This window comes from Flavobacterium sp. KH_001 (assembly GCF_057840745.1).
Genome location: NZ_CM174520.1, coordinates 3,437,297 through 3,463,807, shown reverse-complemented (window position 1 = coordinate 3,463,807; position 26,511 = coordinate 3,437,297). Strand labels below are relative to the sequence as shown.

Below are 26,511 nucleotides of genomic sequence, written 5' to 3'. Positions count from 1 at the left end.
AAAAAAGTACAGCAATCGGTTGTTCTTAAATCATAAAAAAACTCCTTTAAATTAAAATTGAAAGGAGTTTAATATATTAGAAAATGCCGTTAAATTTTATGAATTTTGATTCCAGAACTAAAACTTATTATTCAATAAGGCTTAAGATTCTTTTCTTCTGGAAGATTCACGTACAAGTACTTCCGTATTTAAGAAAGCGATTTCCTGTACATCTTCATTTTTCGCCGACTTCAGATTCTTAATAATAATATCTGCAGCCGCTTTTCCCATTTTTTCAGCAGGATGCGTTATAGTTGATAAATTTGGATCAATAATTTGAGAAATAGGGTCATTATTAAAACCTATAATGGCAATATCTTCCGGTACTTTTATACCTCTTTTCTTGGCTGTTTGCACCGCACTGACCGCAATGATATCTCCTGAAGCAAAAACGCCGTCAGGAAGTGGTTTTATGTCAAACAATTTATTGCTTGCCTTTACTCCTTCTTCATAAGTAACGGCTTTCAAATCAATAATTAATTCTTCATCAACCGGCAAATTGTGGTCTCTCAAGGCTTCAACATAACCTCTTTTCCTTTCGTTATATAAATTACCAAATTCTGAGCCCGCTGTTAAATGCGCAATGCGGAGGCAACCTTGTTCTATAAGATGTTTTGTCGCTTTATAACCTGCAGAATAATTGTCAATTACAACTCTGAAAGTATTGTAGTCCTTAGGAACCCTGTCTACAAAAACCAATGGAATATTGTTATTTGAAAATTGCTGAAAATGCGAAGTATCTCTGGTTTCCATCGCAAGCGAACAAATAACACCGCTTACACGGTTGCTGTATAAGGATTTTGCCATATTAACTTCGTCGTGATACGAGTCATGCGATTGCATGATAATTACCGAATAGTCCGATTTTTGAGCCGTAATTTCGATACCACTAATTAATGATGACAAAAAAGGCTGTGTAACTGTTGGTATCAGAACACCTATTGTTTTTGTCTTGTTTCCACGCAAACCTGCTGCAAGAGTATTGGGCACAAAACCCATTTCTTTTGCGGCCTTTTTAACTTTCCTGATCGTCTTATCACTTATTGAATGATGATCTTTTAAAGCCCTTGAAATTGTTGAGGTTGCTAAATTTAACTTCTCAGCAATATCATATATAGTTACGTGTTTATTTTCTTCCATAAAATAGATAATAAGAGATGTAAATATAAGTTATTTTACAACATTATATCTTCTCTAAATTAAGCTTCCATTTTGACGACTATCCAATATTAAAATCTATTGATGCAAAAATCCAACATTCAGCATTTCAACATTTCAACATTCAGCATTCCAATTATCGAATTATCCAATTATCCAATTATCTAATTGTCTAATTGTCAATCCTCATACATTTCCATCCATAAACGTGTTTCTTCCAGATCAAGTTCTTTTTCTATTTTTCGAAAAATTTCTTCATTCACTGATCCTTGTTTGTGCATTACTTCCAGTTTTGCGCGCTCAATATTCAGCAAATCTATTTGAAGTTTAGTAAACTCATTAAAAATCTCTCCTCCCATTACATTACCATTCCCGAAAAAATTAGCCGGAAGTTCTGTTTTCTGCAAACGATTAAACTTAACTTCATATTTACTTTTAATGTTATGAAGTAAATCGTCATTAAGCAATGAAAAGTTATCTTCAATATGGGCAATTGTCTCAGAAACAATAACATTCCTGATCTCGTATTCTTCGGCTATAATAGAATAAGGCTGAATTTTTAATTTTTTGATCAGCCACGGAAGTGTTAATCCCTGAATGACCAATGTCGAAAGAATAACACAAAAAACCAGATAAATAATAAGATTACGCAAAGGAAACGCCTCTTTTTCATTCATCATTAAGGGCAATGCCAAAGCGGCTGCCATCGAAACTACGCCCCGCATTCCCGACCACCCAAAAATGATCATGTTTCGATAATCAAATTCTTCTTTCTGTTTATTTTTACTGCTTAAGTACTTCTGCAACAATGTTGACGGAATTACCCATAGAAAACGTACTACAATAACAACTGCACTAATACTCGCTCCCCATAGCAACAAAGAACTGCCAGAATAATTACTGATTCCAATGATAATATGACGAAGCTGTAAACCAATCAATATAAAGATAAGACCATTTAAAATATTAGTCAAAATACTCCAGATGGTTACGGCCATAATACGGCTTTCATGTGTAAAAATACTGCCTGATCGTGCCGAAAGATAAAGTCCGGTTGTTACAACGGCAAGTACACCGGAACATTCGAAATGCTCTGCAATTAAATAAGAAGCAAAAGGGGTTAAGAGCGTTAATGTCGCTTCTATTATATCATCGCAAACAAATTTTTTATGAACAATGCTCATTACAAAACCTACCACTAAACCAATGGCAATACCAAGTGTTGACATGATAAAGAAATTTAAACCAGCCTCCCAAAGCACAAAATTTCCAGCCAGAATTGCTGCCAATGCATATTTATAAGCTACTAATCCACTAGCGTCATTAAGCAGACTTTCGCCTTCGAGTATCGCAATAAGACGAGGATGAAGACCCAGACCTTTTGTTATTGAAGTAGCCGAAACCGCATCTGGAGGTGAAATAATAGCGCCTAGTAAAAAAGCCAAAGGCCAGGACATATCTTCTATAAGCCAATGTGCTGCTAGAGCAACTGCTATCGTGGTAAATAAAACTAAACCAACAGCTGCCATCGTTATTGGCCGAATTGTTTTTTTAAATTCAAACCAGCTCGTATACCAGGCAGCGTGATATAATAGCGGAGGCAAAAAAATAATAAAAACAACTTCAGGATTCAGGGCAATAACCGGAAGCCCGGGAACAATACTAATAACAACACCGCAAAGTACCAAAACAATTGGAATTGGAAAATTGTATCTTTTACTGATCAGACTAAGAAAAGCAACGCCAAATAGTAACATAATAATTACTGTGATATTTTCCATTTACTGCTGTTTATAGGTTTTTGGATTATACGAAATTAGGGAACTAATATAATATTTTATGCGATTATGAATGTAATAAACAGTAAATAATCCGACACAAAATTCAAAACACTTTTACTTGTCTGGCATCAGAATATTTCGATATTTTCTATTAAAGTGTCTTAAAAACAATTAAATTTGGAAACCCTAAATTCATTACTTCCATTATGTCTCAAAAAAGAAATTCTCTTTGTTTATTAGCCCTAGTTCTTGCATTATTTTATGCACCACTCTCCTATTCGCAAGCCGACACTGTTAAAAAGGAAAAACGTTCCAAATTATTTGAAGAAGCCACCACAGACAGTGAGTATCTTATGGCTATTGAAAAGGCCAATGAAATGATGGAATCAGCTTATAATGATGCCGATTTTGATAGTGCTTCTCATCATTTATTTGGAGAAATTAAAAGAACACAAAGCAAACTTGACCTGATTCTGGCAAGTTTGAAAGGTGCCAATCCAAATGTGCGTAACCAGCAAATGTATCAAACCGTCCTGGAAGAAATTCAGCAGCAGCTGGAAGAACAGAATAAGGCTATCAATTTGCGCAATGAAAATCTGGAAAAGATAAAAGGCCGATTTATAGAGCTGCGAAAAGACAAAAATCTGATGGCACTCTTAAAAGATACCATCCGTCGCAAGCATTTCAAAAAAGAATTTGCCAACCTAAGAAAAAAATACCGAAGTACAGATAGCCTGATGACGAAAAATCAGGGAATTCTAAACAAGAAAAAAAGAATTACTGTACAACGAAAAATAGCTGTTTCGAACGCCTTACTGGTTGTCGAAGGTAAGCTTGAAAAGTCCGGAATTAGCATGCTGCATAAAGAATATCCTTTTTTATGGAGTATTAACGACTCTATCCCCAAAAAAACAGTGGCACAAAACATTGGTGTCAAAATAGTGATTGAGGAAAAAGTTGCTGCTTATTATTTAAGTTATCGTACTGGCGGACTTATTACCCTGCTCTTTTTCATGGGACTTGTCGTCTGGTATGTTTCGCGTAATTTAAAATACCTCAGAACAAATGGACATTCAGAAAACCTTTCCTTATTTAATTTCAAATATTTAAACAGAGGGTTTCTTATTCCGGTTGCTGTAATAGGGCTTAATATTGCTGTTGTGAGCAATTTGTTTGCACCGGCTTTGTTTATAGAATTACTTCAAATGCTTTTACTCGGAATTTTGACTATTCTTTTCAAAAATCAATGGTCAAAAGTAGCGATGAAAAACTGGCTCTTTCTATTGGGATTATTCTTCACGCTTTGTTTTCTGGATCTTTTTATTGAAGTTGGATTCTTTCAACGCTGTGCTTTCATTGCCATAAATGTTTTAGGAATACGCTATGGTCTGGTGCAAATCAAAACGCTCAAAGAGCAATTGTACATTCAGGGATTTTTCAAATGGGCAAGTATAATTTTCATCGGTTTTAATGGTTTGTCTATACTTTATAATCTTTTCGGAAGGGTTTCACTTTCGAACATGCTGAGCCTGACTGCTTTCATTTCGCTTACACAAATAGTAGCGCTTAGTGTGCTATTGAAAATAATCTTAGAAATCATTCTTCTACAGATATATACCACCAGGGTTAAACGTGGAATTGAAAAGATTTTTGATCACGAAAGTTTATCCAATACACTCAAAAAGCCTTTTGTTTTGGTAATTGGTTATATGTGGGTGGTAGTAATTGCCTCGAATTTAAATATTTGGCAATCACTTCGAACTTCTTTAGGAGAGTTACTAAGCCGTCCAAACAATATTGGAAGCATAACTTTTACCTTAGGAAACATTGTTTTGTTTTTTATCATCATCTGGATTGCCCATTTATTACAAAAATATGTTGCTTATTTCTTTGGAGAAATTGACGATGAAAACGAAGAAAATGTCAACAAAAGGCAACATTCTAAATTGCTCATTACAAGACTGATTGTTTTGATTGGTGGTTATCTTTTGGCCGTTGCTGCTTCCGGAATGCCTTTGGATAAACTGAGTATTCTTTTAGGAGCTTTAGGAGTCGGTGTTGGACTTGGACTTCAGAATGTGGTTAATAATTTCGTTTCGGGTATTATCTTGATTTTTGACAAACCGATTCAGATTGGGGATGTTATCGAAATTAGTTCTGAATCTGGACGAGTGAAATCGATGGGATTGCGTACCACTAAAATCAATGCGCCAAACGGTGCAGAAATCATTATTCCGAATGGAAATTTATTATCGCAAAACATCACCAACTGGACGTATACCGATAATTTTAAATTGGTTGAAGTTTCAATAGACATTAGTGGTGATACCACTCCAGACGATATTAATGCGACGATCATGCAGGCGCTGGAAAGTTTGTCTTTGGTAAACACAACCAAAACACCACAAATTTTCTACAATGCTATTTCTGATGGAAAATATAAAGTTCTGGTAAAATTCTGGTGCAGCATTTACCGTACGGAAGAAACAGTAAGCTCTGCCCGTCAGGTTTTATTCAGCAGTTTTAAAGCTAAAGGATTGACTTTTTCAAGTTAAAACTGATAATGTAAAGTATAAAAAAACGCCTCAGAAATCTGAGGCGTTTTTCGTTAATCGCATTTTAATTAATGATGATCATCATACTTATGATCTTTATTAGAACTCCCTTTTGAATTTTTAGGGTTTTCATGTTTCTGTTTGTGTTCTGATTTGTTTTTCTCCGGTTTACTTCCTCTGCTTTTCTGAGGTTTTCCATGATATCCTTTTGGATAATTTTCTCTGTGTTTCTTGTGATACGAATAAGGAGTGTTTCCTTTATAATCGTTTAACACCACCTTATAACCTCCATATAAATCATAATTTCTGTATCGTGAAGGAAGTCTTTTATCACGGGTCCATCGACCATTATTGTCATAAATATACTGCCTTTGGGCAACATCATAATAAATATCAATATCAGGTAAATAATAATATCTGCTGTCGTCATTTCCTTCCGGTCCCCAGCTTGGAGGAGTCCCAATATTTACATTAATTGAAACTTGTGCCTGAGCAAAAGATATACTCATAAAAAGCACTAAGGCGAATACTAATTTTTTCATCGTTTTTGTTTTAAAATTTAATTTCATTTAATAGTAATCGAAAGTAATGCCAATAATTTCGTTTATCGCATCCATTATACAAAACCACCAAACCAATCGACGGAGAGCACTTTTTAACCGATGTAGAGGTATAAAAAAACGCCTCATTACTGAGGCGCTTTTCATTAGTCATGTTTTTAATAATAGAGATCGTTGTGTGGAACTTCAGATCTTTTTCTTTGACTTTTATTATTACTTTCCAAAAATAATAACAACTTCAACTTCAGCATAATTCTTTATACCGATCAGCTAATTTTATCGACCAATAATGCTTTTCGGCATAAAGAATTTATTTCCAGCCTCCGCCTAAAGCGCGGTACAAATCAACCACCGCTTGTAATTTTTGTAAATTATCATTAACGCCACTCAACTGTGCCGCTAAAAGATTTTGCTGTGATGTCAAGACATCTGTATAGTTTGTAGCCGAACTGTATTCTAAAAGCTGTTGTGTATAATCAACTGCCTTTTCTAAGGCTTCAATTTGTTTTTCTCTTGAATCTTCTTTATCAGCCGCCATTTGATAAGCGTACAAAGCGTTCGAAACTTCCTGTCCTGCAACCAAAAGACTTTGTTGGAAATTATTATAAGCCTGCACTTGTTGTGATTGTGCTGTGGTCAGTCTCATTTTATTAATTCCCTGATTGAATAATGGCTGTGTCAATCCGCCAATTAAGGAATAGAAAACAGAATTAGTAAAGAAATCTGTCAATTGCAAATTCGAAAAACCACCACTTGCTGTTAATGTCAAACTTGGATAAAAATAAGTTTTGGCCATATTGGTCATTTCGAAAGCCGTTCTCAAATTAAATTCCGCCTGACGGACATCCGGGCGATTTTCTAATAATTGAGAAGGTAAACCTATCGCCAGATTTTCAGGAATAACCTGAGTTCCTAAAACCCCTCTGTCAATTGGCCCCGGAGCTTCTCCTAATAAAATATGAATTGCATTTTCTACTTCACGAATATTGCGTTTTAAATCCGGAATCAATACTTCTGCCGCATGTTGGTTGGCTTCACTTTGTACAACCGCCGCACCTGTAACAATCGCGCCTTCTTTTAAATCTTTTATGGTTTGCACATTTTTGATTCGGCTTTCTAAGGTTTCCTCTGTGATTTCCAATTGTTTATCATAAGCTAATAATAAAAAATAATTATTGGCAATATCTGCTATCAGTTGGGTTTGAATCGCTTGTCTGGCAGCATCTGTACCTAAATAAGTCGCCAAAGCTGCTCTTTTAGAACTGCTTAATTTTCCCCAGATATCCGCTTCCCACGAAGTACTTAATCCTAATTTATAAGTTGTAGTCAACGTGTTGATGTTTATTCCCGCAGGAAAATTCAATCCCGCTTGTGACTGTTTGTTACGAGTTACATTAGCATCTACATTCAGCGTCGGATAATAGGCTAATTTACTTTGAACTAAAGAAGCATTAGCCTGTACAATATTTTCAATAGCATTTTTCAGATTTAAATTCTGATCTAATCCTTTTTGAATTAGCGCATTCAGTTTTTCATCTTTAAAAACAGTTTGCCATGGCATATTCGCAATAGTAGTCGAATCGGCGGAAGCCTGATCACGATACAGTTTCTCTGTCGAAATCGTTTCCGGGCGTTCGTACTTTTTGGTAACCGAGCACGCACTTAAAAGTGCGGCTGTCACTACCAGTAGTATATATTTATTTGAACTATGAGTCATTTCTTTTGAATTAAATTATTTACTCTTTATGAGCTTCTATCAATTGTACTTCTTCATCGTCATCTTCATCATCATAACCATCTTTAGCAGGACCGCTTACTTTTTCCTGTAAAGTCTGGAAAATGATAAACAATACCGGAATTACAAAGACTCCCAAAATGGTTCCGATTAACATCCCTCCAACTGCTCCGGTTCCGATTGATTTATTTCCGACAGCTCCTGCTCCTGTTGCAAACATCAACGGAACAAGTCCGAGAATAAAGGCAAACGAAGTCATCAAAATTGGTCGTAAACGCGCCACGGCTCCTTCAATTGCTGCTTGTACAATTGGCAATCCTTTTCGTCTTCGGTCTAATGCAAATTCGACAATCAAAATACCATTCTTCGCCAGCAATCCAATCAACATGATTAAGGAAATCTGCAAATAAATATTACTGTTTAATTTGAAAATAATCGAGAATAAATAAGCTCCTGCCAATCCAAACGGAATGGAGAACAACACCGCAAATGGCAATATATAACTCTCGTATTGTGCACTCAATAAGAAGTAAACAAACACCAAACACAATATAAAAATGAAAATAGTTTCACTTCCTGAAGCCAATTCCTCACGCGTTAATCCTGAGAACTCATAGCCATAACCAGCAGGAAGATTTTCTGCAGCCACTTCCTGAATTGCCTTAATAGCATCTCCAGAACTAAAGCCCGGATTTGGTGCTCCTGTAATCGAAATAGAAGTAAACAAGTTAAATCTTGAAATCGATTCCGGTCCAAAAACTCTGGTCATTTTTACAAACTCTGTAATTGGTGCCATTGTTCCCGCATTGTTACGAACAAAAATTTTATTTAATCCTTCTGTATTGGTACGGAACTCCGGTGAAGCCTGTATCATAACACGATATTGTTTTCCGAATTTATTGAAATTCGAAGCATACAAACCTCCATAATACCCTTGCATGGTTGACAAAATCGAGTTTACGGGAACTCCTGCATCTTTGGCTTTAGCCAAATTAATTTCCATCATATATTGTGGAAAACCAGGATTAAATGGTGTTGTCGCATATTGTATTTCTGGACGTTTGGATAGTTTTTCTAAAAAGTCAGTATTCACTTTATAGAATTCTGCTGTCGAATGACCTCCTTTATCCTGCAATTGAAATTCGAATCCACCACTTTGTCCAAATCCCTGAATCGTTGGTGGCGAAATAAAGAAAATATTAGCTTCACGAATACCGCTTGTTTTGGCGAAAAGCTGACCAATTACATCATTAACGCTTAACTCACGTTCATCCCACGGTACTAATTTTACGATAACCATACTGTAAGCACTTCCGGCTCCGGCTGTAAAGTTTTGTCCCACAATACGAAGCGTGTTTTTAACTCCCGGAATCGTTTTGGCAATACTGTCTACTTGCTTAGCGATTACATCAGAACGTTCCATAGAGGCCGATGGCGGCAAACTGATATTCGCAAAAACAGTTCCCTGATCTTCCGAAGGAACGAAAGCAGATGGTGTCGTTTTCATCATATAAAACAATCCTGCACTGGCAATAAGAATAGCGGCCAATACAATCCATTTTTTTACTGAAAGAAAACTTACCGAACGTTTGTATCTGTTGGTTACATTATCAAATGCAACGTTAAACGAGGTGTAAAATCTTTGAAGATAACTTTTATGTTTGTGATCGTCAGCATGCGGTTTTAAAAGCAAAGCACACAATGCAGGACTCAAAGTCAAGGCGTTAACTGCCGAAAGAATAATAGCAACTGCTAACGTAATACCAAATTGTTTGTAGAAAACCCCAGTAGATCCGTTAATAAACGTTACCGGAATAAATACCGCTGCCATTACCAAAGTAATCGAAATAATCGCTCCGGAGATTTCATCCATCGCATCGATTGTCGCTTTCTTAGACGATTTATAACCATGATCCAGTTTAGCGTGCACGGCCTCGACGACGACAATCGCATCATCGACCACAATACCAATCGCAAGTACCATCGCAAAAAGTGTCAGTAAGTTAATCGTAAATCCGAATAAACTCAGGAAGAAAAATGTTCCTACAATCGCAACCGGAACCGCAATCGCCGGAATTAATGTCGATCTAAAATCCTGAAGGAAGATAAATACAACGATAAAAACCAATATAAAAGCTTCAATTAAAGTATGAATTACCTTTTCGATAGAAGCATCCAAATTTTCATTAACGTCAACAAGTATGGTATATTTAACTCCTTTCGGGAAGTTTTTAGCCGCATCTTCGATCAGTTTTTTAGAGTTGTTGATTACATCACGGGCATTTGATCCCGGAGTCTGGCTAATTGCCATCGCCGCAGATTCTACACCATTTGTTTTAATTGTTGACGCATAACTTAAAGATCCCAATTCAACTTTGGCAACATCTTTTAAGCGCAGCATTTGTCCGTTACCGACAGATTTGATGATGATTTCACCAAATTCCTTTTGGCTTGTTAAACGCCCTTTGTATTTAATTACATATTGAAAAGCCTGATCGCCATTTTCACCAAATTTACCTGGAGCAGCTTCGATATTTTGTTCGGCCAAAGCAGCCGAAATATCACTCGGAATCAATTTATATTGTTGCATGATGTCCGGTCTTAGCCAGATTCTCATAGAATAATCTTTTGCACCAAAAACCGTTACGTCTCCTACTCCAACCACACGCTGAATTTGCGGTACAAGGTTAATCTTAGCATAATTTTGAAGGAAAGTCTGATCATATGCTTTATCGTCGCTATACAAAGAAAATATCAACAAGTTACTACTCTGACTCTTTGTTACTGTTACCCCTGCCTGAGTTACCTCTACCGGTAATAAACTCGTAGCTCTCGAAACTCTGTTTTGCACGTTTACCGCTGCTAAATCTGGATTTGTTCCTACTTTAAAGAAAATTTTGATAGAAGCATTACCATCATTTGTTGCGGAAGAAGTCATGTAGGTCATGTTCTCCACACCATTAATTTGTTCTTCTAACGGAATTACGATACTTTTTAATACCACATCGGCATTCGCACCGGTATAACTTGCTGAAACGTTTACGGTTGGCGGGGCAATATCCGGATATTGAGAAATAGGCAACTCAACGAGTCCTAAAATACCCAGAATGACAATAATAACAGATATTACTGTCGAAAGAACTGGTCTTTTTATAAATATTTTAAACATTTTTTTATTATTTTAAGTCAGCGTATACCGTTTCTGAACTTTGATTTTGAGATTTAATTTCGCTTCCGTCTTTTAATGAAGCTACTCCCTCTAATACAATTTGATCACCTGTTTTTAAACCACTTGTAACCACATAATAATTACCTGCTGTATTTTCTAAAACTGTGATATTTACGTTTTTAGTTTTCCCGTCTTTCCCAACTGTAACCGCAAAAACCTTATCCTGAAGTTCGAATGTGGCACTTTGTGGAATTAGTATTTTTTCTACAACTTCATTCGGAATTCTAACTGTTGTACTGCTTCCGCTTCTGATGATGCTTTTTGGGTTTCCGAAACGTGCTCTAAAAGTTACCGAACCCGTTTCTGTATTAATTAATCCGTTTACGGTTTCAACTCTTCCTTTCTCCGGATACGTTGTACCGTCTGAAAGAAGTAACGAAACTTCAGGCATGTTTTTTATTTTTTGAGCCAGCGTAGTTCCCGGAGATGCTGTACTTTGAGTAAAATCCAAAAGCTTTTTTTCATTTAAAGCAAAATACGCGTAAACGTTACCAATGCTTGAAACTGTGGTCAAAGGATCTGCGGTATTTGAACTTACTAAGCTTCCTAAACGAAACGGAATAGAACCTACAACGCCATTAACCGGACTTGTTACAGTTGTATAGCCTAAATTGGTTTTAGCATTTACCAAAGCGGCGTTTGCCTGCGCTAAAGTTGCCATAGCCGATTCGTAATTGTATTGTGCCGATTCTAAATCATATTTACTGATGATTCCTTTTTCAACCAAAGGTTTTACTTTATTCACGGCCAGTTTTGCAGCACTTACAGAAGCCTGTGCGCTTTTAATACTTGCTGAAGCCGTTCTAACTTCCTGCTCGTATTCCGGAGCACTGATTTTGAATAAAGGCTGTCCCACTTTTACAACGGCACCTTCATCAACAAAAATCTTATCGATATAACCTTCAACCCTTGGGCGAATTTCGATATTTTGCTGTCCCTGAATGGTTGCCGGGAAATCGGTATATAAGGTGGCTGACTGTGGCTGTAATGTCAGCGTTTTATATTCTTTTACTTGTGCTGCAGCTCCGGCTTTTGCCGATTGATCATTTTTATTCCCGCACGAAGCGATGATAACAGACGCAGCAAGAATGCTTAAAAAAGATTGCTTATTCATTTTGATGAAATATGAGATTATCAATTTATTAGTAAGCAAAAGAACTAAAACTCTTCAAACAAAATTTTTCAAATAGACGAAGCCCCAGACACAATCGATAGATATACAGTGAGAACCGATAAAAGTTGTTTCGGTAAAAAACCGTATTTTTGATAAAGGCTCGTCGGCTGTAAAATGGTTTTTATGGATTGTGATTCCATTTTGAGCGATTGGTTTTCTGTTATATTAGAATAAAAACTAATATTGTCCTTAAAATCAGAAAGTATAATGACATTTAATTTTTTCAAACCCTATATGTTTCCTGTAATCCATATCCTAACCTGGATATTATTAGGATACATTCAGCTGTTTTACATACCGCTTACCTGGAATATTAATCTTCCGGGCATTTTTTGGTTTTGGCAATCTCTTGTCTTATTTCTCCTGATCGTTATTTTCTATTATAATGCCTTGATTATAGTTCCAAAAACAATCATAAAAGATAAAGTAACACCGTTTTTACTGTGGGCGCTCTGGATCGTTTTTGCTCTGCAGCTTGTCTCCTATTTATATAATTACAATACCGATCTGCGTGATCAACTGGCAGCTCTTTTAGGCTTTAAAAAATATAGAAATGATTATTTTGACAACTATGTTTTCAGTTTAACCCTATTGGTTTTAGGAATCAGCACCAGTTTTGCGATGCTGCAACACTGGCAGAAAGCTGCACAGCACAAACAAAAATTAGAACAGGATAAAACCATGGCCGAACTGGCAATGCTGAAAGCACAGATTAATCCACACTTTTTTTTCAATTCGCTTAACAGTATTTATTCGCTGACTTATACAAATATCGAAGATTCCAGAAATGCACTGCACACTTTAAGCCGAATGATGCGCTACCTGCTTTATAGTACAGAAGAAAGAACCACGTTATTGAAAGAAGCTGATTTCATGAAGGATTTTATTGCCCTGATGAAACTTCGTGCCAATAGTAAATTGACCATTACCACAAACATTCCTGAAAAAATACACGACTATCCAATTGTTCCCATGTTGTTGTTACCTCTGGTCGAAAATGCTTTTAAACATGGTATTCACGCTACGGATAAAAGTGAAATACATATTTCGCTTTCGCAAAATGGAAGTGATCTTACTTTTGAAGTAGAAAACACTTATTTCGAGAAATCTTCTACAACAAATGAAGGCGGTATTGGACTGACCAATACAAAACGAAGACTTCATTTAATTTATCCAAACAAACATTCCCTGAAAGCCGGAATTGGCGAAAATGGAATGTATAACGTAAAACTGCAAATAACTTTAGAATAATGACAACATTAAAATGTATAGCAGTTGATGATGAGCCTCTCGCTTTAAAATTGGTAGAAACTTTTATCGAGCAGACGCCTTTTCTGGAATTAATTTCCAGTTGTGACAATGCCGTTGAAGCCATGGGTGTAATCAGGGAAAAACAGCCGGATTTAGTCTTCTTAGATATTAATATGCCCAATTTAACCGGAATGGAATTGGCACGACTTTTACAGGAACAGCCGGGATCATTGCCAAAAATTGTTTTTACGACCGCTTACAATCATTACGCCATCGAAGGTTACAGAGTGAATGCAGTTGATTATCTTTTAAAGCCGTTCAGCTACGAAGAATTTTTACGTGCCGCCAATAAAGTATTGCAATTGGCCGAAGAAACTTCAAATGAAAATCTGCAAACCAATCCTGAAGATGATTTTATCTTTTTGAAAGTAGAATACCAATGGGTTAAAGTGAATTTGAAAGACATTTTATACATCGAAAGCTTAAAAGATTACGTAAAAGTACATCTCGAAAATTCAGATAAAGCTTTGATGTCCTTGATTTCATTGAAAGCTTTGGAAGAGAAATTACCCTCTTCAAAATTTATGAGAATGAATCGTTCGTTTATCGTTTCGCTTGAAAAAATAAGCGCGATCAGCAAGAATTCAATCTTCATCAATAAAATAGAAATTACCGTCGGCGAACAATATAAAGAGACTTTTAAAGTAATCGTTGACAAATGGATAAAGTAAATTAGCATATAATAAAATGGAAAAAAGATCAAACAAATATTACTTAACATTAAGCTTAAAAGAATACGCAAACGGCGAAACACAGCCTGCAAAAGAACTTGGAATAGAATTTGGCAATCACGATGAAATATTTGACATCATCGAAAGAATAAAGGCAAAAAACTTATTTGACAATGAATCTGAAGCGATACAATTTGCATTGGGATTGAAACTATTTGGAGAGATGAAATTGAAGTATCGTAAAAATCCTTTATTTGATGAATTAAACGAGGTTTTTCCTGTGTTTATGAAGAAATTGAAAAGTTTGTAAAAACAAAAAACGCTCCAGATACCTGAAGCGTTTTTCTTATATAAATGAAAGAAAAATTTAAGCTTTCGCTTTTCTCTTAACCGTACAGCCAATTTCTTTTGTCTGGGTAATCGCTGGTTTTTGATTGCTTTTTAATGACGCAATAACATCTTCAGCATATTTTATTTTTTGCGGATTGTTTCCTTCCGGATCATTGTCGATTGCTCCAACATATTCCACTACATTTCCTTTAGCCGTTTTTGATACGATAAAAAGATGCGGTGTACGTTTTGCTCCGTATTCATCCGTTATTTTTTGTCCTGCATCAAATAAATATGGGAAAGGATATTTTTTGTTTTTTGCCAATTCCTGCATTTTATCAAAAGTATCTGCTGTAGAAGCTTCAGGATCATTTGGGTTGATAGCAATTACCGGATAACCTTGTGGTCTGAATTTGTTATCCAAATCAATAATTCTTTGCTCATAACCAATAGCGTATGGACAAGTATTGCAGGTAAAAACAACAATATAACCTTTTGCTTTTGGAAAGCTGTTAAAAGAAACTTCTTTGCCATCTACATTTTTCAATTTAAAATCTGGTGCAACATCTCCAGCTTTAAGGGTTGCATTTTGCGCCTGAGAAAGAAAGGCAGAAAATGCCAGCATAACTAAAAGGATTATTTTTTTCATGGTTAAATAATTTACAGTTTTTTATATTCAGTTAATAATTGTTCATAGGTAAATTCGCTTTCAACAAATTTTCGTTTATCGCCTTTAATAAATAGCGTTGCCGGAATACTGCCTGACCAGGACGGATCAATACGGTCAATATATTCCTGTGGACTGCTTTCATTCAATAAAAAAACTTCATTTTTTAAGTTCTTTCTTTTCACAAAAGGTACAACAGCCGAAGTTAATTTCGATTTAAAATCAACACTTACCAGCAAAACTTTCACTTTCTCTGATTTATAATCGGCCTGAAGCTTTTCAAAATGAGGTAATTCTTTAATACACGGTGCACACCAGGTTGCCCAAAAGTTGACTACATAAGTACTGTCTTTACCGTTTTTTACTCTTTCATTCAGCTGGTCAATATTTAGCAGCTTTACATTTTGGCAATAAGCCGAAAATGAAAAAGCCAGAAATAAAAAGGCGTAAACTGCATTTTTTTGAATTTTCATCATACCATTAAAAGATTTATTTCAGAATTGATCCTTACAAATATAAACGATAAGTTTTTTCGCAGTTGTTAATAAAAGTTTAATGGAGGAATTTATTGTATTTGAAATCTATACCAGATAAAACGTTTTCGCTTTTTTAAGGTCTTTTTAAGCACCTAAACATTTCCTTACCAAATTTCTATTCGTAAATTAGCGAAAACAAAATTGATTCGAATGACAGTACTTACGTTTACCCTGATTATGATTCTTGGCGCTTTTTTAGCAGGTTTTATTGGTTCATTATCAGGTTTAGGAGGCGGTATCATTATTATTCCGCTTTTAACTGTCATTTTAGGAGTTGACATTCATTACGCCATTGGTGCTGCTTTGGTTTCTGTAATTGCAACCTCTTCCGGTTCTGCCGCAGCTTATGTGCGGGAAGGAATTACCAACATGCGTTTGGGAATTTTTCTTGAAATCGCCACTACAATTGGTGCCGTTTGCGGTGCTTTACTTTCTACTATTGCTCCTACTTCCTTTATAGCTGTTTTATTCGGTATGACTTTAATATTCTCAGCTATTAATTCCCTTCGAAAAAAAGAAGAACATATTGTATTAGAATCAAGTCCGTTAGCAAAAAAACTAAGATTACAAGGTACTTATCCGTCACATGATGGCGAAGTTATCAGTTACGGAACAAAAAACGTTATTGGCGGTTTCAGCATGATGGGAATTGCCGGAATGATGTCTGGGCTACTCGGAATTGGCTCTGGAGCTTTTAAAGTAATTGCAATGGACAACATTATGCGAATTCCGTTTAAGGTTTCAACTACAACCAGCAATTTTATGATGGGTGTTACAGCTATGGCGAGTTCTGTCATTTATATTCAGAAAGGTTATATCGAACCCGGAATTTGTATGCCGGTTGTTATTGGTGTTTTGTTCGGCGCTATGGCCGGAGCCAAAGTATTAGTGAAAACAAACCCTAAAAAACTCAGAATATTTTTTGCCTGCCTGATTTTTGTTTTGGCAGTAAATATGATTTATAACGGACTAAATGGAAAAATCTAACAGTATGCAGCAGGAAAAATTTGGAGAAAAAGATTTTCAAAACATAGTAGGTAATTTATTGCGTTACGGTGTCTGGATTTCATTAGCAGTCGCTTTTATTGGTGGAATAGTTTATTTGATGGGACATAGCACAGATATTGAGAATTACTCTGTATTTCATGAAAATGACCGAAACATATTTGAAGTAGTTGCTGATGTTTATCAGGGAGTAATTCAGGGAAAAGGAGAATCGCTGATTTTCTTCGGAATCATTTTACTTTTTCTCACACCTGTATTTCGTGTTTTGCTTTCTTTATTTTCTTTCCTTCTGGAGAAAGATTATCTTTATGTTGTGATTACACTGATTGTGATCCTGATTATTTTGATCAGTGTTTCATTTGGGTTCTCTCATTAATATAGGCTGTAGGCTATAAGCTTTAGGCTATAGGCTTTAAAAAGCTTAAAGCATATTGCCTGATGCCTAACGCAAAAAAACTTTGTGACTTCGTGCCTTCGTGGCAAAAACCTAAAATTATGGAAATAGGAATAGACAGTTTTGCTTCGGCAATGTACGGCAGCAACAATTTAAGTAGTGTTGATGCCATGGAACAATTACTTCAAAGAATAGAACTCGCAGATCAGGTTGGTCTTGACGTTTTTGGAATTGGAGAACACCATAAAAAAGAGTTTTTAGATTCGGCTACTGTTGTGATATTAAGTGCTGCGGCTGCGAGAACTAAAAACATCCGATTAGCGAGTGCTGTTTCAGTGCTTAGCGCTGCCGATCCAGTGAGAGTATATCAAAGTTTTGCTACTTTGGATTTAATTTCAAAAGGTCGCGCCGAAATTGTAGTGGGCCGCGGCTCTTCTATTGAAGCTTATCCCCTTTTCGGATTTAATCTGAATGACTACGATGCGCTTTTTAAAGAAAAATTAGAATTATTTCTACAAATTCGGGACAATGAATTTGTAACCTGGTCAGGAAAATTCCGTCCTGCCATAAATAATCTTCCAATTTATCCGAGAACCTTACAGGAAAAGTTACCTGTTTGGCTGGGTGTTGGCGGAACTCCGGAATCTTTTGTAAGAGCAGGAAGCTTAGGATTACCTTTAATGGTAGCTATTATTGGAGGACAGACACACCGTTTTCGCCCTTTGATTGATTTATATCGTGAAGCAGGAAAAGCAGCAGGCTATAAACCCGAAGAATTAAAAGTTGGTTTACATTCGCCAGGTTTTGTTGGAAGTACAACAGAAAAAGCCATCGATGAATATTATCCTGGTTATGCCGAACTTTGGACAAAATTAGGACTAGAGCGAGGTTGGCCGCCGGTTACAAAAGCCAAATTTGACGGACTTATTGATGACGATGGTGTTTTAATTGTAGGAAGTCCGGAACGTGTTGCAGAGAAATTATTAAGACACAGCGAATCCCTTGGCGGCGTAGACCGATTCACTTTCCAAATGGACAATGCAGGACTAACCCACAAGCAATTAATGAATGCTATAGAATTGATTGGTACAAAAGTGATTCCACTAATTAAAAAAGGTTAATTTTTTTTGGCACAGATTGCACTGATTAAAAGGATTTTAGAAACTAAAAACCAGACTCTAAACCCTTTGAACCTTTGCCACTCTGCCCCTTTGAACCTTTGCCACTCTGCCCCTTTGAACCTTTGCCACTCTGCCCCTTTGAACCTATTAAAAACAAAAACATCCGCTATTTGCGGATGTTTTTGTTTTTAATCTTTTCTAAAAATTAGAATTTATAAGTAACCCCAACTCTGAAGTTTCTTGGTGCTTCTGTCTGCCAGTAATAAGCAGAAAGCCACTCATAATAAGAACCACTGTAAAGGTATTTATCCAAAATATTGAAAACATTCGCCGTAACTTTTACTTTTCCTGTTTCATAAGATAAACCTCCGTCTAATTTAAAGTAAGATGGTAATTTTTGAAGCCCTTCACTCCAGGTATCTGTTTGACGGCCATCAAGGAAAGTTCCTCCTAAAGAAACTCCAAATCCTTTAATTTTACCACTTTGAACAGTATAGTTTAACCATGCATTTGCTGTATGTTTTGCGTATCCAGGGACAACAGAACCTTCTTTAATAGTTGTAACATTTGATTCAAGAACAATAGATTCAGTAAAAGCGTAGTTTGCAATAAGATTTAAACCTTCAAAGATTTTTCCTCTCACATCAAATTCAGCTCCCTGAGCTCTTTTTTCACCTAATACGACACTAACTGGCTTACTTGGATTACTCAAAGGATCTGTTGTGAGTTCGTTTTTCTTTAAAATATTGTACACAGATAAAGATGTATTCCATGAACCGTCAAACCAGTCTTTTTTAATACCAAATTCAATATTATTCCCTGTCAAAGGTTTGATTTCTTCTCCTTCTTTAACATTACCTGTCTGTGGTAAAAAGGCCTGATCATACAATCCGTATACTGCAAAACTATCAGTTATAGAATAACTTACCCCTACACGTGGTGTAATATGACTGTCTGACTTTGTATCCTCATAGCTGCTGGACTGGCTAATCCATGTGTATCTTGCAGCAAGTGTCAATCTTAATTTATTTTGAAAGAAACCAAGTTCGTCCTGAATATATCCAGCTGCATATTCCGAACCATAAAGTCCGCCAGCTCTCTGACTAAGAGGTGTTTCGTGGTCAAAAGCAGGAAAACCATTAGATGGTGTTCCATAATTTGGGTTATAAACATTGAATGGATTAGCAGCTGTATCAAGATTATGAGATTGTCCCCAATCGGCCATATAATCTTTGCTTCCTAAATCTACTCCACTTAGTATTTTGTGAGTAACAGTACCTGTATTGAATTTTCCGTTCACAAATATTTGTCCCAAATACATATTACTTTCGGCATCCCAAATACCAACGTTTCTAATAATATTTCCTTTACCAAGTGTATTGTCATCAGATCCAACTAAACTTGGCCATGAACTATATCCTTGTTGAAGGTATTTAAAATAAGAAGTCTGTGCAGTCAATTTCCAGTTATCATCAAACTTGTGTTCAAACATCAAATATCCACTGTGATCCTGAATATTAGTATCAGGCAAACCTGGCTGCGTCATTGTAAATCCTACAGGTAGAGTTGCATACCCATCAGACTCTGGTCCAAAAACATAATAAGAACCTACCTCAGTCATATTTGCATACTGAAAATTATATTCAGCAGTCAATTTTGTTTTATCATCGACCTGGTATGTAATAACAGGAGCGATTACATAACGATTATTATGCTCATAAGCACGGTGAGAACCTTTATTCTGTGCGGCACCATTGAATCTGTATAATAATTTTCCTTTTTTATCCAATTTACCGTCAAGATCAATACTAACTCTGTAAAAGTCATAACTTCCACCAAGTACAGAAACTTCACCTTTTGTCATTCCTGTTGGTTTTTTTGTCACCACATTATAAAGCCCGCTTGGATCTCCGCTTGAAAGCATGAATCCTGCAGGTCCTTTTACGAATTCGATATGATCTACAAAACTCATATCTTCTGTTAATGGTCCCCAAAAAGAAGAAACCACATTAAATCCGTTACGAAAAGCCTGAATTTGAGAACCACGCATTGTTATATTAGTATACAAATCACCCCAGTGCTCTAAGCGCACAGCACCACTCACGTTACGGATTACACCATCACTCATACTTGTAATTTGCTGATCTTTTAAGGTCTGACCGCTAATAATTTGTATGTTTTGCGGAATCTCTAAAACAGGTGTCTGTAAACGCAGAGATAAAGAAGGTTTATCTTGCTTGTATTTGTTTTTTGTAATAACAACTTCTTCAAGGTCTTCCTGGCTTTCAGAAAGTGAGAAGCTTTTATTTGTAGTTTGTTTCGATTTCACTACAATATTGTCTTCAACTGGCTGAATTCCGACAGCACGAATGCTAATTACATAACTGCCTGGCTTTACATTCTTAATCTCATATTGTCCATACGAATTGGTAACAGCAGTATATTTAGTTCCTTTAAGAGCAACTGCAATATTTTCTGCAGGGATATTTCCACTTAAAGAAACTTTCCCAGTTACTTTTCCTAATTCCTGACTCATCATACTTAATGAGCTCAAAAACAGCATATAAAAGAAGACTTTTTTGATAGTATTTATATTCATTTTGAATAGGTGTTAAATTTATGGTGCAAAAATAAGTTCTAAAGTTGTGTTATCCAAATTATTTTTACTTATTCTAAATAAGAAAAGAATTTATTTCCTTACAACAAAAACACAAGTAACTGATAACCAATAAAAAAGGCTGTTTCAAAAGAAACAGCCTTTCATTAAATATTTTTCATTCTACATAATTGCAACAATAAGTATCTAAAAATTTAAGTTAAATTAACAGAACTAAATTTTTATTTACTTTTCAAAAAAGACAAAACTACCAGAATCTGCTTTTAAAGTTTTTCCATCAAAATCAATTGAAATAATTCCTGTTTTTCTTGGCGCAACAGTACTTTCATTAAAATGAGTATGCAAAACATAATGCATCTTATTGTTTTTATCCCAAAAAATATCACCGTGGCCAATACCATTCTGCTTTACATTTTTCCTGCTAATAATTGGGCTGTCAGCAGACTTTTCCCAAGGACCAAATGGACTTTTACTTGTGGCATAACCAACAGCGTAATCAGGATTTCTGAAATCATTTGCAGAATAAATCAAATAGTATAAACCATCGTGTTTTAAAACCGTTGGGCCTTCTGTTACGGGCCAGTCTGTATTTTGAGTGTTTTCCCAAGGTAAGGTTCCTGAAATACATTCGGTTAAAGTTTCAGGTTTAATGCTTTGAAGATCGTCATTTATTTCGGCTACAAAAATTCGGTTTCCTTTTGTCAATCTTACGTGATACAAATATTTCTTTCCATCTTCATCAATAAAAATAAACGGATCAATTTGATTTCCTGTTTCAATAATTGGCTTTTGAGATTCATTCTTAAATGGCCCCAACGGACTATTACTGCTGGCAATCGCAATATTTTCATTTGCCGTATAAATCATGTAAAACTTATTGTTATACTTCAAAATCTGTGGCGCCCAAAAACCTTTGTCACCAAAAGCATCACCTTTTTTTAAAGCCAGTCCATTTTGAGCACCTGCCGGCCCTTCCCATTTTTGTAAATCGGATGATTTATAAACCATAAATCCTTGTCCGTTTAATGGCGTTTCTCCTCCGGTAGTTCCGTATAAATAATAGGTTCCGTTATCATAAAATATAGTTGGATCGGCCAATAAAATAGCATTTGCTTTCGTTTCTGCTGGTTTGTCTGTACTTTTTTCCTGCGAACAGGCAGCAAAAGCACATAACAAACTTATCATGCTTACTATTTTTTTCATTTTTAAATCTGATTAAATAAAATTACATTATTCTAACATTTTCTAATTCTCACATTTTCTAATTATCTAATTAAAATCACTTTACAGAAAACTGATACAACGAAACCGTATGGTATTTTTGACCCGGTTTCAAAACAATTGGCGCAAATTTTGGCTGATTTGGAGCATCTGGAAAATGTTGGGTCTCTAAGGCAAAAGCCGTTCTAAAATCATCTTTGGCTCCCGATTTAAAAGTGTTTTTAGACTGCATGAAATTCCCGCTGTAAAACTGTAGACCCGGTTCTTCGGTATAAATATCCAGCGTGATTCCCGATTTATCTCCCGAAATTGTGGCTGCATGATTCAGTCCGTTTTTCTTAGTTCCGTTTAAAACATAATTATGATCATAGCCTTTTCCGAACGTCAATTGTTCATCTTTCGTTTCAATTCTTTCGCCAATGGTATGTTTTGACGTAAAATCAAAAACAGTGTTTTTCACAGGTTTTAATTCGCCTGACGGGATTAATCCTTCATCAACTGGTGTAAATTCATTAGCATAAATCTGAAGTTCGTGATTCAAAATGGAACCGCTTCCCTCTCCATTCAAATTAAAAAAGGCATGATTGGTTAAATTCACCAAAGTCGTTTTATCAGTCGTAGCTTCATACTCCATTTTGATGGTTTGATCCGCTTCAAGCGTGTACGTCACTTTTACCGTTAAATTTCCAGGAAAACCCTGCTCTCCGTCTGGAGAAATATAACTAAAAACCAAAGTGTTTTCATTCGTTTTATTGACATCCCAAACCACATCCTGAAAACCTTTTACACCGCCGTGCAAAGCATTTTTACCATTGTTCAAAGGCACCTGGTATTGTTTTCCTTCTAGAGTGAACTTTCCTTTTGCAATGCGATTTCCAACTCGGCCGATGGTTGCTCCAAAATAAGGTTCAGTCGAAGTTTTAAAGTCTTTTGCGCTGCTCATTCCCACTACAACATCGGTTTGTTTCCCGTTTTTATCTGCTATCCAAAGTCCGATTAACCTTCCTCCGTAATTGGTAAAAGCAGCTTTTATTCCTTTGTTTTCGATCCAATACAAATTGACTTTTTTACCATCAATTATGGTGTCGAAATTTTTAGTTTCTAAAACGGCTTTAACCGAATCTGTTTTTACTTCAGAAGTTGTTTCTGAAGATTGAACATCCTTTTTATTGTCTTTACAATTAAATTGAAAAAGTGCCAGCAAAACAACTGCTGCTATTTGAATATTTTTCATTTTGATGATTTTAAAATGTTTTTATTTTGATGGAATAGCCAATTGCGTTTCTTCGCTTACAGGTTCTCCCAAAACGGGAAATCCGTTTGCATCCCAGCTGATTTTTTGCATTCTCGGCGATCTCTTGTTCCCGCATCCTTCACCCGGGTTTGAATTGGCGTGATATAAAATCCAGTCTTCTTTTCCGTCCGGAGATTTAAAAAACGAATTATGTCCAGGTGCATATACTTTGTTTTTATCCGATTGCTTGAAAATTGGCTCATCGGCTTTTTTCCAGGCATTTGGGTCTAATAAATTGTCACCGCCATTGAAACTTAATAATCCCAAAGCATAGAAATCTGTCCAACAACCGCTGGCCGAAAACACTATGAAAATTTTATCCCCATTTTGCAAAAACTGCGGACCTTCATTAACATTTACCTGAGGCGGATTAACAGGATCATTCAGTGCTCCGTGCGTTTCCCACCCATGTGTTGGGGAAGAAATTAGAACGCGATCCCCTTCGATTTCAAGCGGGTTTTTCATCTTGGCGATGTAAATATTCTGCTGTCCGTTTGTGTCGCCTTCCCAGCCTGCCCAAATCATGTACAGCTGTTTTTTATATTCAAATACATTTCCGTCAATGGCCCATTTATCCGTTTTTGCGGCAATTTTTCCTTTAAATTCCCACTTTCCTTTAAACGGATCTGATGCTTTATTTTCTAAAACATACATACGATGGTTGTTGTTATCGCCATTATCTGCGGCGAAATAAGCGTACCATTTTCCGTTAATAATATGAAACTCCGGCGCCCATATTTCTGCTGAATAATCGGTTCCTTTTGGAGCTTCCCAAATTGTTTTACTTTCGGCATTTTTTAAATCAGATAAATCTTTGGTTTTCCATAAAACCAATCTGTTTCCCAGTGTATTAGTATAGTAATAATAGCCTTTATAGTACGTACTGTAAGGGTCTGCTCCTGAAGGCAAAAGTGGATTCGAGAATGTTTTTTGCTGCGAATATCCAGCAGAAACAATCATTAGCAAAAAGAGAATTAAGTGCTTTTTCATTTTTATTTTTTATTTTTTATTTTTTGGCCTGTTTTAAACACATAGGGACATAGTTTTTCTTTGTCTGAAAAAGGCTTTTTCACTTGTTTAAAAAAACATAGCTTAACGGGAAGCTTTATCACAGTCTAAAACTTTGACTAATGCTATGTGTGGAAACTAGTTTCTTCTACCTTCTTTTTTTCAACACTAAATCCTATGTATCTATGTGTTTAAAAAAATCCTATTTTTTATTTAAGGCGTTAATTACCTCAGTATTCATTTTATTAACCTTTTTAAAGTCCATCTTGTCTACTTTTCTGTCATACGTCATAAATCCGTTTACTTCGCCTTCAACATCGGTTGTTTGTGTATAAACTGCCGCCGAAAATCCTGATTTCACAAAGTTTTTTAAGACTTGGGCATATTTGATATATTCAGTAGTAACCTCATTTTCATTTTTAAATTTTACATATCCCCAATTGTCATTGGCTCTCCATAAATGGCCTTCAATTGGTAAACCAATTCCACCATATTCGCCTAAAACAGTTACTCTTCTTGCATCATATAAATACATTTCTGGTCCAGGATAGTGGTGTAAATCTAAGATATCTCCAGTCTGAAAATGATTTCCTCCACTAGAGGAGTTTGTCAATCGGCTTGGGTCGTGTTTTTTTGTCCATTCGGTAATTTCGACCGTTTTAAATTGACCCCAGGCTTCGTTGAACGGAACCCAGACTACAATACTCGGATAAGAATATAAATGATCCATAATCTCTCTCCATTCTTTTCTGTAGATTTCTTCTGATTTTGCAGAACGCTGTAATTCAGTTCCGTCAAAATACTTTCTGTCTTGCCAAATCGGCTGATCGTCTCCGCTTGGCATATCCTGCCAAACCAAAATTCCCAATTGATCACAATGTGTATACCAACGATCTGGCTCTACTTTTACGTGCTTGCGAATCATATTAAAACCTAATTCTTTTGTTTTAATAATATCATATTTCAAAGCTTCATCTGTTGGTGCCGTATACAATCCATCAGGCCACCAGCCTTGATCCAATGGACCAAATTGAAAGTAATCTTTGTTATTCAGCTGCATTCTTACAATACCGTTTTCATCTCTTTTGGATGAAATTTTTCGCATTGCAAAATAGCTTTTTACTTCATCCGCCACTTTATCTTTACTAATTAAACTGATTTTTGTCTGATACAAAAACGGACTTTCAGGGGACCATAATTTTGGATTATTCAAAACAATATCCAAACTTTCCCCTACAACCGCTTTTTCTTTAGCGATTTCCTTAGCTCCTTCGAAAACAGCAATTTCGACAATATCGCCCGTTTCTGCTCCGGCAACTTCTGCTTTGATATTGATACTGTTTTGATCAACATTAGGAGTTGTTCTTAGATTGGTAATATTTTTAGCGTTTACCGGTTCAATCCAAACGGTTTGCCAAATTCCGGTAACAGGCGTGTACCAGATTCCTTCCGGATTTTTCACTTGTTTCCCTCGTGGCTGTGGCCCATCGTTTGAAGGATCCCAAACTTTTACTACCATTTTTTGGGTACTTCCTTTTTTGATAAAAGGCGTAATATCAAATGAAAACGGAGTGTAACCGCCAGTATGCGAACCTACTTTTATATCGTTAATGAAGATTTCTGTTTTCCAGTCGACAGCACCAAAATGCAAAAGAATGTTCTGGCCTTCCCAATTTGATTCAATTGAAAAATTAGTTTCGTACCAAAGCTCTTTCTCTGCTCCCACTTGTTTCATAACACCAGACAAGCTTGATTCTACAGCAAACGGAACCAGAATTTGCCCATCATATTTTGAAGGTGCCGTTTTTCCAAAATCCTGAATGGTGTAATTCCATAAACCATTCAGATTTTTCCATTGGCTGCGCTCCATAATCGGACGGGGATATTCTGGTAAAGTTTTATTCGGATCAACCTGAGGGGCCCATTTTGTCTTGATTTTATCACCTTGTGGTTTCCATTGTGCATTTGCTGCAAATCCTAAAAACAGGGCAACCAGCATTATCGTTTTATTTCTCATTACAATTTTCCTTTTTTAGACATTAAATAAATTACCAGGCTATTTCCACAAAAGCCTGGTAATTCCAAACACTAACTTAACTAACCAA

20 protein-coding genes are annotated in these 26,511 nt (G+C 36.0%); 7 read left to right on the top strand and 13 right to left on the bottom strand.

The window, feature by feature from the left end:
- Window positions 1-141 precede the first annotated feature (141 nt).
- On the bottom strand, window positions 142-1,179 hold the full coding sequence (locus tag AC3ITQ_RS14970) for a LacI family DNA-binding transcriptional regulator (protein ID WP_489234975.1): 1,038 nt from the start codon (window positions 1,177-1,179) through the stop codon (window positions 142-144).
- A 197-nt stretch (window positions 1,180-1,376) separates the two neighbouring features.
- Window positions 1,377-2,978, bottom strand: coding sequence for a Na+/H+ antiporter (locus AC3ITQ_RS14965; RefSeq protein ID WP_489234974.1), 1,602 nt, complete (start codon window positions 2,976-2,978; stop codon window positions 1,377-1,379).
- A gap of 206 nt (window positions 2,979-3,184) precedes the next feature.
- Between AC3ITQ_RS14965 and AC3ITQ_RS14960 the strand changes: the two genes are divergently transcribed.
- Entirely contained in the window at window positions 3,185-5,533 is a 2,349-nt protein-coding gene (locus tag AC3ITQ_RS14960) for a mechanosensitive ion channel family protein (protein WP_489234973.1), read from the top strand.
- A 68-nt stretch (window positions 5,534-5,601) separates the two neighbouring features.
- Here AC3ITQ_RS14960 and AC3ITQ_RS14955 read toward each other — a convergent pair whose 3' ends face one another.
- The 4 genes from AC3ITQ_RS14955 to AC3ITQ_RS14940 all read right to left on the bottom strand — a co-directional run bounded on the left by AC3ITQ_RS14955 (window position 5,602) and on the right by AC3ITQ_RS14940 (window position 12,171).
- Window positions 5,602-6,075 carry a hypothetical protein gene (locus AC3ITQ_RS14955; protein ID WP_489234972.1) on the bottom strand — a complete coding sequence of 158 codons (474 nt, stop codon included), beginning with the start codon at window positions 6,073-6,075 and terminating at the stop codon, window positions 5,602-5,604.
- A 328-nt stretch (window positions 6,076-6,403) separates the two neighbouring features.
- Window positions 6,404-7,810: an efflux transporter outer membrane subunit gene (locus AC3ITQ_RS14950; RefSeq protein WP_489234971.1), complete on the bottom strand. Its 1,407-nt coding sequence runs from the start codon at window positions 7,808-7,810 to the stop codon at window positions 6,404-6,406.
- A 19-nt stretch (window positions 7,811-7,829) separates the two neighbouring features.
- On the bottom strand, window positions 7,830-10,997 hold the full coding sequence (locus AC3ITQ_RS14945) for an efflux RND transporter permease subunit (protein ID WP_489234970.1): 3,168 nt from the start codon (window positions 10,995-10,997) through the stop codon (window positions 7,830-7,832).
- A gap of 7 nt (window positions 10,998-11,004) precedes the next feature.
- Entirely contained in the window at window positions 11,005-12,171 is a 1,167-nt protein-coding gene (locus tag AC3ITQ_RS14940; RefSeq protein ID WP_489234969.1) for an efflux RND transporter periplasmic adaptor subunit, read from the bottom strand.
- A 267-nt stretch (window positions 12,172-12,438) separates the two neighbouring features.
- On the opposite strand from AC3ITQ_RS14940, the gene AC3ITQ_RS14935 reads away from it, so the two are divergent.
- Genes AC3ITQ_RS14935 through AC3ITQ_RS14925 form a run of 3 tightly spaced genes read left to right on the top strand, consistent with a single transcriptional unit; the run spans window position 12,439 to window position 14,523 of the window.
- Window positions 12,439-13,482, top strand: a complete 1,044-nt coding sequence (locus AC3ITQ_RS14935) for a sensor histidine kinase (protein WP_489234968.1) — start codon at window positions 12,439-12,441, stop codon at window positions 13,480-13,482.
- The gene (locus tag AC3ITQ_RS14930; RefSeq protein ID WP_489234967.1) at window positions 13,482-14,213 is read left to right on the top strand and encodes a LytR/AlgR family response regulator transcription factor; all 732 of its coding nucleotides are present in this window, start codon (window positions 13,482-13,484) and stop codon (window positions 14,211-14,213) included. The genes AC3ITQ_RS14935 and AC3ITQ_RS14930 overlap by 1 nt, the downstream gene beginning before the upstream one ends.
- Window positions 14,214-14,229: 16 nt before the next feature.
- Entirely contained in the window at window positions 14,230-14,523 is a 294-nt protein-coding gene (locus AC3ITQ_RS14925) for a DUF3861 domain-containing protein (protein ID WP_489234966.1), read from the top strand.
- A 57-nt stretch (window positions 14,524-14,580) separates the two neighbouring features.
- Here AC3ITQ_RS14925 and AC3ITQ_RS14920 read toward each other — a convergent pair whose 3' ends face one another.
- A complete protein-coding gene (locus tag AC3ITQ_RS14920; protein WP_489234965.1) occupies window positions 14,581-15,192 on the bottom strand; it encodes a thioredoxin family protein in 612 nt (203 codons plus the stop codon).
- 11 nt (window positions 15,193-15,203) lie between these two features.
- Complete coding sequence (locus tag AC3ITQ_RS14915; protein ID WP_489234964.1) at window positions 15,204-15,686, bottom strand: TlpA disulfide reductase family protein; 483 nt, start codon at window positions 15,684-15,686, stop codon at window positions 15,204-15,206.
- 210 nt (window positions 15,687-15,896) lie between these two features.
- On the opposite strand from AC3ITQ_RS14915, the gene AC3ITQ_RS14910 reads away from it, so the two are divergent.
- From AC3ITQ_RS14910 to AC3ITQ_RS14900, 3 genes are all read left to right on the top strand, one after another.
- Entirely contained in the window at window positions 15,897-16,733 is an 837-nt protein-coding gene (locus tag AC3ITQ_RS14910; protein ID WP_489234963.1) for a sulfite exporter TauE/SafE family protein, read from the top strand.
- Complete coding sequence (locus AC3ITQ_RS14905) at window positions 16,720-17,127, top strand: DUF1634 domain-containing protein (RefSeq protein WP_489234962.1); 408 nt, start codon at window positions 16,720-16,722, stop codon at window positions 17,125-17,127. The genes AC3ITQ_RS14910 and AC3ITQ_RS14905 overlap by 14 nt, the downstream gene beginning before the upstream one ends.
- 119 nt (window positions 17,128-17,246) lie before the next feature.
- A complete protein-coding gene (locus AC3ITQ_RS14900) occupies window positions 17,247-18,266 on the top strand; it encodes an LLM class flavin-dependent oxidoreductase (RefSeq protein ID WP_489234961.1) in 1,020 nt (339 codons plus the stop codon).
- Window positions 18,267-18,471: 205 nt separating this feature from the next.
- Here the strand turns inward: AC3ITQ_RS14900 and AC3ITQ_RS14895 are convergent, their stop codons facing one another.
- The 5 genes from AC3ITQ_RS14895 to AC3ITQ_RS14875 form a co-directional block, all read right to left on the bottom strand.
- Window positions 18,472-20,865, bottom strand: a complete 2,394-nt coding sequence (locus tag AC3ITQ_RS14895; RefSeq protein ID WP_489234960.1) for a TonB-dependent siderophore receptor — start codon at window positions 20,863-20,865, stop codon at window positions 18,472-18,474.
- A 243-nt stretch (window positions 20,866-21,108) separates the two neighbouring features.
- On the bottom strand, window positions 21,109-22,086 hold the full coding sequence (locus AC3ITQ_RS14890; RefSeq protein WP_489234959.1) for a glycoside hydrolase family 43 protein: 978 nt from the start codon (window positions 22,084-22,086) through the stop codon (window positions 21,109-21,111).
- A 76-nt stretch (window positions 22,087-22,162) separates the two neighbouring features.
- Window positions 22,163-23,338: an aldose epimerase family protein gene (locus tag AC3ITQ_RS14885; RefSeq protein ID WP_489234958.1), complete on the bottom strand. Its 1,176-nt coding sequence runs from the start codon at window positions 23,336-23,338 to the stop codon at window positions 22,163-22,165.
- A gap of 21 nt (window positions 23,339-23,359) precedes the next feature.
- The gene (locus AC3ITQ_RS14880) at window positions 23,360-24,388 is read right to left on the bottom strand and encodes a glycoside hydrolase family 43 protein (RefSeq protein ID WP_489234957.1); all 1,029 of its coding nucleotides are present in this window, start codon (window positions 24,386-24,388) and stop codon (window positions 23,360-23,362) included.
- Window positions 24,389-24,608: 220 nt separating this feature from the next.
- Window positions 24,609-26,423: a glycoside hydrolase family 2 protein gene (locus tag AC3ITQ_RS14875; RefSeq protein ID WP_489234956.1), complete on the bottom strand. Its 1,815-nt coding sequence runs from the start codon at window positions 26,421-26,423 to the stop codon at window positions 24,609-24,611.
- Window positions 26,424-26,511 lie beyond the last annotated feature (88 nt).